This is a genomic window from Streptomyces sp. NPDC056628 (assembly GCF_042792555.1).
GTDB lineage: Bacteria > Actinomycetota > Actinomycetes > Streptomycetales > Streptomycetaceae > Streptomyces.
On record NZ_JBHTWG010000057.1, the window covers coordinates 20,944 to 27,162 of the forward strand.

A 6,219-nucleotide genomic window follows, 5' to 3' on the forward strand; every position below is an offset into this window, starting at 1 on the left:
GAGGGGCTCGCGTGGTGGAACGCGTACTCCAGAGTGCCCGCCGGCCGGCCTCCCTCGCCCGGCCGGGTGGGCCGAACGGGTGACGCCCCGCTCCCCGCGCGCGGCGGGGAACGGGGCGTCGAGGAGTGCCGGAGGATCAGGCGCCGATGGCGTGCAGACCGCCGTCCACGTGGATGATCTCGCCCGTGGTCTTCGGGAACCAGTCGCTCAGCAGGGCGACGATGCCGCGGCCGGCCGGCTCCGGGTCCTTCAGGTCCCACTCCAGCGGGGAGCGCGTGTCCCACACCGAGGCCAGCTCGCCGAAGCCCGGGATGGACTTGGCGGCCATGGAGCCGATCGGACCGGCCGAGATCAGGTTGCAGCGGATCTTCTGCTTGCCCAGGTCACGGGCCATGTAGCGGCTGGTGGCCTCCAGGGCGGCCTTCGCCGGGCCCATCCAGTCGTACTGCGGCCAGGCGTACTGCGCGTCGAAGGTCAGGCCGACGACCGAGCCGCCGTTCTGCATCAGCGGCAGGCAGGCCATGGTCAGCGACTTCAGGGAGTACGCCGAGACGTGCATGGCGGTGGCGACCGACTCGAACGGCGTGTTCAGGAAGTTGCCGCCGAGCGCGTCCTGCGGCGCGAAGCCGATGGAGTGCACGACGCCGTCCAGGCCGCCGAGCTCCTCGCCGACGATGTCGGCCAGGCGGCCCAGGTGCTCGTCGTTGGTGACGTCGAGCTCGATGACCTTGGTGGGCTTCGGGAGCTTACGGGCGATGCGCTCGGTCAGCGTGGGCCGCGGGAACGCGGTGAGGATGATCTCGGCGCCCTGTTCCTGGGCCAGCTTGGCCGCGTGGAAGGCGATGGAGGACTCCATCAGCACGCCGGTGATCAGGACGCGCTTGCCCTCGAGAATTCCGCTCATGGTGATCAGTGACCCATTCCCAGTCCGCCGTCAACGGGGATGACGGCTCCAGTGATGTACGAGGCGTCGTCCGAGGCGAGGAACCGCACCGCCGCGGCGATCTCCTCCGGCTGCGCGTATCGGCCGAGCGGGACCTGCGACACGATGTTCGCGCGCTGCTCGTCGGTGAGCACCTTGGTCATGTCGGTGTCGACGAAGCCGGGCGCGACGACGTTGAAGGTGATGTTGCGCGAGCCCAGCTCACGGGCGAGGGAACGCGCGAAGCCGACCAGGCCGGCCTTGGAGGCGGCGTAGTTGGCCTGGCCGGGGCCGCCGAGGAGGCCGACCACCGAGGAGATCAGCACGACGCGGCCCTTCTTGGCGCGCAGCATGGCGCGGTTGGCGCGCTTGACGACCCGGAAGGTGCCCGTGAGGTTGGTGTCGACGACCGCGGTGAAGTCCTCCTCGGACATGCGCATCAGGAGCTGGTCCTTGGTGATGCCGGCGTTGGCGACGAGCACCTCGACGGGCCCGTGCGCGTCTTCGATCTCCTTGTAGGCCTGCTCCACCTGCTCGGTGTCGGTGATGTCGCACCTGACGGCGAGGCAGCCGAGGTCCGTCAGGGCGGCCGGCGGCTCACCCGAGCGGTAGGTGATGGCGACCTTGTCGCCGGCTTCGGCGAACGCGCGGGCGATGGCGAGGCCGATGCCCCGGTTGCCTCCGGTGACGAGAACCGAGCGGCTCAACGGATCACCCTTTCGATAGGGGTCTGACACATCCGCCCCGACAGCTGGATGACAGGCGGCTTCTCCGAAAACCTATCGGTCGGGCCTGGGCGGAGGACATTCGGGCACCGACAGTGGCTCAGGGAAGTCACTGTCGGGTCTCTACAGAAAGTCGCCGGTGGGCGTCGGAAACGTGTGGTCCCGTGCGCCGCCCGCGCGACATGATCGGTGCCGACAGGTCACGACAGCAGGGAGACCCCCGTGCCCCATACCATCGACGAAGCCTTCACGGCGCTTCCGCTCCGCGCGCTGGCCGACGCGGCCCTGGCTCGCGCGCGTGCGCTGGGCGCCGAGCACGCGGACTTCCGGTTCGAGCGGGTGCGCAGCGCCTCGTGGCGGCTGCGGGACGCCCGGCTCGCCGGGTCGTCGGACACCACCGACCTCGGGTACGCGGTGCGGGTCGTGCACGGCGGCACCTGGGGCTTCGCCTCCGGTGTCGACCTCACGATGGACGCCGCCGCCAAGGTCGCCTCCCAGGCCGTGGCGATGGCGAAGCTCTCCGCACAGGTGATCAAGGCGGCCGGTTCCCAGTGGGGGAGGGTGGAGCTCGCCGACGAGCCGGTGCACAGCGACAAGACCTGGATCTCGTCGTACGAGATCGACCCGTTCACCGTGCCCGACGAGGACAAGTCGGGGCTGCTCGCGGAGTGGAGCGCGCGGCTGCTCGCGGCGGACGGCGTCAACCACGTGGACGCCTCGCTGCTCACCGTCCACGAGAACAAGTTCTACGCCGACACCGCCGGCACCGTCACCACCCAGCAGCGCGTACGGCTGCACCCGCAGCTGACGGCCGTCGCGGTGGACGAGTCCAGCGGCGAGTTCGACTCCATGCGCACCATCGCACCACCGGTCGGACGCGGCTGGGAGTACCTGACCGGCACCGGCTGGGACTGGGAGTCCGAGCTGGCGCAGATCCCCGGGCTGCTCGCCGAGAAGATGCGGGCGCCGAGCGTGGAGGCCGGGTCGTACGACCTCGTCGTCGACCCGTCGAACCTGTGGCTGACCATCCACGAGTCGATCGGGCACGCCACCGAGCTGGACCGTGCCCTCGGCTACGAGGCCGCCTACGCCGGCACCTCCTTCGCCACCTTCGACCAGCTGGGCAAGCTGCGGTACGGCTCCGACCTGATGAACGTCACCGGTGACCGCACCGCCGAGCACGGCCTCGCGACCGTCGGGTACGACGACGAGGGCGTCGCGGGCCAGTCCTGGGACCTGGTGAGGAACGGCACCCTGGTCGGCTACCAGCTGGACCGGCGCATCGCGAAGCTCACCGGGTTCGAGCGCTCCAACGGGTGCGCGTTCGCCGACTCCCCCGGCCGGGTGCCGGTGCAGCGCATGGCCAACGTGTCGCTCCAGCCCGATCCGGCGGGAATGTCGACGGAGGACCTGATCGGCAGCGTGGACCGCGGGATCTACGTGGTCGGCGACCGGTCCTGGTCCATCGACATGCAGCGCTACAACTTCCAGTTCACCGGGCAGCGCTTCTTCCGGATCGAGAACGGCCGGATCACCGGGCAGCTGCGGGACGTCGCCTACCAGGCGACCACCACGGACTTCTGGGGCTCCATGGCGGCCGTCGGCGGCCCCCAGACCTATGTCCTCGGCGGCGCCTTCAACTGCGGCAAGGCCCAGCCCGGGCAGGTCGCGGCGGTGTCGCACGGCTGCCCGTCGGCCCTCTTCAGGGGCGTCAACATTCTGAACACCACGCAGGAGGCCGGCCGATGAGCGCCCGTACCCACAAGCCGCACGAGATCGTCGAGCGGGCCCTGGAGCTGTCCCGGGCGGACGGCTGTGTCGTGATCGCCGACGAGCAGTCCACCGCGAACCTGCGCTGGGCCGGCAACGCCCTCACCACGAACGGCGTCACGCGCGGGCGCACGCTCACCGTCGTCGCGACCGTCGACGGCCGGGAGGGCACCGCCTCCGGTGTCGTCTCGCGGGCCGCGGTGACCGTGGACGAGCTGGAGCCGCTGGTGCGGGCCGCGGAGGCCGCCGCGTGCGCCGCGGGCCCCGCCGAGGACGCGCAGCCGCTGGTGACGGACGTACCGGCGTCGCCCGACTTCACCGACGCGCCGGCCGAGACGTCGTCCACCGTGTTCGCCGACTTCGCCCCGGCGCTCGGCGAGGCGTTCGCCCGCGCGCGGGCGGGCGGGCGGGAGCTGTACGGCTTCGCCAACCACGAGCTCGTGTCGACGTATGTGGGCACCTCCACCGGGCTGCGGCTGCGGCACGACCAGCCGAACGGCACGCTGGAGGTGAACGCCAAGTCGCCGGACCGCACCCGCTCGGCCTGGGCGGGCCGCTCCACGCGCGACTTCAAGGACGTCGACCCCACCGCCATGGACGCCGAGCTCGCGGTGCGCCTGGGCTGGGCCGAGCGGCGCCTGGAGCTGCCGGCGGGCCGGTACGAGACGCTGCTGCCGCCGACGGCCGTGGCCGACCTGCTGATCTACCAGCTGTGGTCGGCGTCGGGGCGGGACGCGGTGGAGGGCCGTACGGTCTTCTCCCAGCCCGGCGGCCGTACGCGCGTGGGCGAGCGGCTGACGGAGCTGCCGCTGAGCCTGCGCAGCGACCCGAACGAGCCGGGCCTGGAGTCCGCGCCCTTCGTGATCGCCCACTCCTCGGGCGGCGACCAGTCCGTGTTCGACAACGGGCTGCCGCTGACCGCGACCGACTGGATGCACCGGGGCGAGCTGCGGCATCTCACGACCAGCCGCCACAGCGCCGGGCTCACCGGTCTGCCGGTCGCCCCGGGCATCGACAACCTGATCCTCGACGGCGGCGAGGACCGCTCGCTGGAGGAGATGGTCGCGGACACCGAGCGCGGTCTGCTGCTGACCTGCCTGTGGTACATCCGCGAGGTCGACCCGGCGACGCTGCTGCTGACCGGCCTGACCCGGGACGGTGTGTACCTGGTCGAGAACGGCGAGGTGGCGGGCGAGGTCAACAACTTCCGGTTCAACGAGTCGCCGGTGGACCTGCTGGGGCGGGCCACCGAGGCGGGCCGCACCGAGAAGACCCTGCCGCGGGAGTGGAGCGACTGGTTCACCAGGGCGGCCATGCCGGCGTTGCGCGTCCCCGATTTCAACATGAGCTCTGTCAGCCAGGGCGTATAACCTCGTAGGCGGCTGTCACTCGACTGCCCGAGATCATCAAGGAGACACGAGAACCGTGACGGACATCGTCGACGAGCTGAAGTGGCGCGGCGTGATCGCCCTGTCCACCGACGAGGACGCCTTGCGCAAGGCGCTCGCGGACGGTCCCGTCACGTTCTATTGCGGCTTCGACCCGACCGCGGCCAGCCTGCACGTCGGCCACCTGGTCCAGGTGCTCACGATGCGCCGTCTCCAGCAGGCGGGCCTGCGCCCGCTGGCGCTGGTCGGCGGCGCCACCGGCCAGATCGGCGACCCGCGCCCGACGGCCGAGCGCACGCTGAACGACCCGGAGACCGTCGCGAACTGGGTGAACCGGCTGCGCGCCCAGATCGAGCCGTTCCTCTCCTTCGAGGGGGACAACGCGGCGACGATGGTGAACAACCTGGACTGGACGGCAGGCCTGTCCGCCATCGAGTTCCTGCGGGACATCGGCAAGCACTTCCGCGTCAACAAGATGCTCACCAAGGACTCGGTCGCCCGCCGGCTCCAGTCGGAGGAGGGCATCAGCTACACCGAGTTCAGCTACCAGCTGCTGCAGGGCATGGACTTCCTGGAGCTGTACCGGCGGTACGGCTGCACGCTCCAGCAGGGCGGCAGCGACCAGTGGGGCAACCTCACGGCGGGTCTCGACCTGATCCACCGGCTGGAGCCGCACGCGCAGGTCCACGCGCTGGCGACGCCGCTGATGACCAAGTCGGACGGCACCAAGTTCGGCAAGACCGAGGGTGGGGCCATCTGGCTCGACCCGGAGATGACGACGCCGTACGCGTTCTACCAGTTCTGGCTGAACGCGGACGACCGGGACATCTCGACCTATATGCGCATCCTGTCGTTCAGGTCCCGCGAGGAGCTGGAGGAGCTGGAGCGGCAGACCGAGGAGCGTCCGCAGGCCCGGGCGGCGCAGCGCGCGCTGGCCGAGGAGCTGACGACGCTGGTGCACGGCGCCGACCAGACGGCCGCGGTGATCGCCGCGTCGAAGGCGCTGTTCGGTCAGGGCGAGCTGGCGGACCTGGACGACCGGACGCTGGCGGCGGCGCTCTCCGAGGTGCCGCACATCCAGGTCGAGCAGCTGAGCCCGGTGGTCGACCTGTTCGCCGAGGTGGGTCTGGTGGCCAGCAAGTCGGCGGCGCGGCGCACCGTGAAGGAGGGCGGCGCCTACGTGAACAACGTGAAGGTGGCCGGCGAGGACGCGGTCCCCGCGAAGGAGGACCTGCTGCACGGGCGCTGGCTGGTGCTGCGGCGCGGCAAGAAGAACCTGGCGGCGGTCGAGGTCACCGACGTCTGAGCGACAGACGCACGGCGAGGGGCTTCCGCTTCCGCGGGGGCCCCTCGCACGACCTAGGGCGTGTTTCGAAAGTCCCGTCTGGTCCGCGGCGTCTGGCACGGCGCCTCG

Annotated in this window: 5 protein-coding genes; 3 read left to right on the forward strand and 2 right to left on the reverse strand. The window is 70.9% G+C overall.

Features of this window, described 5'->3' with window-relative positions:
* Positions 1–136 precede the first annotated feature (136 nt).
* Both fabI and fabG read right to left on the reverse strand, forming a co-directional pair.
* Positions 137–904 (reverse strand): enoyl-ACP reductase FabI, encoded by a 768-nt coding sequence (gene fabI / locus ACFRAC_RS34970; protein ID WP_382938725.1) that lies wholly within the window; start codon positions 902–904, stop codon positions 137–139.
* A gap of 5 nt (positions 905–909) precedes the next feature.
* A complete protein-coding gene (fabG, locus tag ACFRAC_RS34975) occupies positions 910–1,629 on the reverse strand; it encodes a 3-oxoacyl-[acyl-carrier-protein] reductase (protein ID WP_382938729.1) in 720 nt (239 codons plus the stop codon).
* A 240-nt stretch (positions 1,630–1,869) separates the two neighbouring features.
* Here fabG and ACFRAC_RS34980 point away from each other — a divergent pair, with 240 nt between their 5' ends.
* Genes ACFRAC_RS34980 through tyrS form a run of 3 tightly spaced genes read left to right on the forward strand, consistent with a single transcriptional unit; the run spans position 1,870 to position 6,111 of the window.
* The gene (locus ACFRAC_RS34980; protein WP_382938732.1) at positions 1,870–3,396 is read left to right on the forward strand and encodes a TldD/PmbA family protein; all 1,527 of its coding nucleotides are present in this window, start codon (positions 1,870–1,872) and stop codon (positions 3,394–3,396) included.
* Complete coding sequence (locus ACFRAC_RS34985; protein WP_382938737.1) at positions 3,393–4,787, forward strand: metallopeptidase TldD-related protein; 1,395 nt, start codon at positions 3,393–3,395, stop codon at positions 4,785–4,787. The genes ACFRAC_RS34980 and ACFRAC_RS34985 overlap by 4 nt, the downstream gene beginning before the upstream one ends.
* Before the next feature lie 55 nt (positions 4,788–4,842).
* Positions 4,843–6,111: a tyrosine--tRNA ligase gene (tyrS, locus tag ACFRAC_RS34990; protein WP_382938741.1), complete on the forward strand. Its 1,269-nt coding sequence runs from the start codon at positions 4,843–4,845 to the stop codon at positions 6,109–6,111.
* The last annotated feature ends 108 nt before the right edge of the window (positions 6,112–6,219 follow it).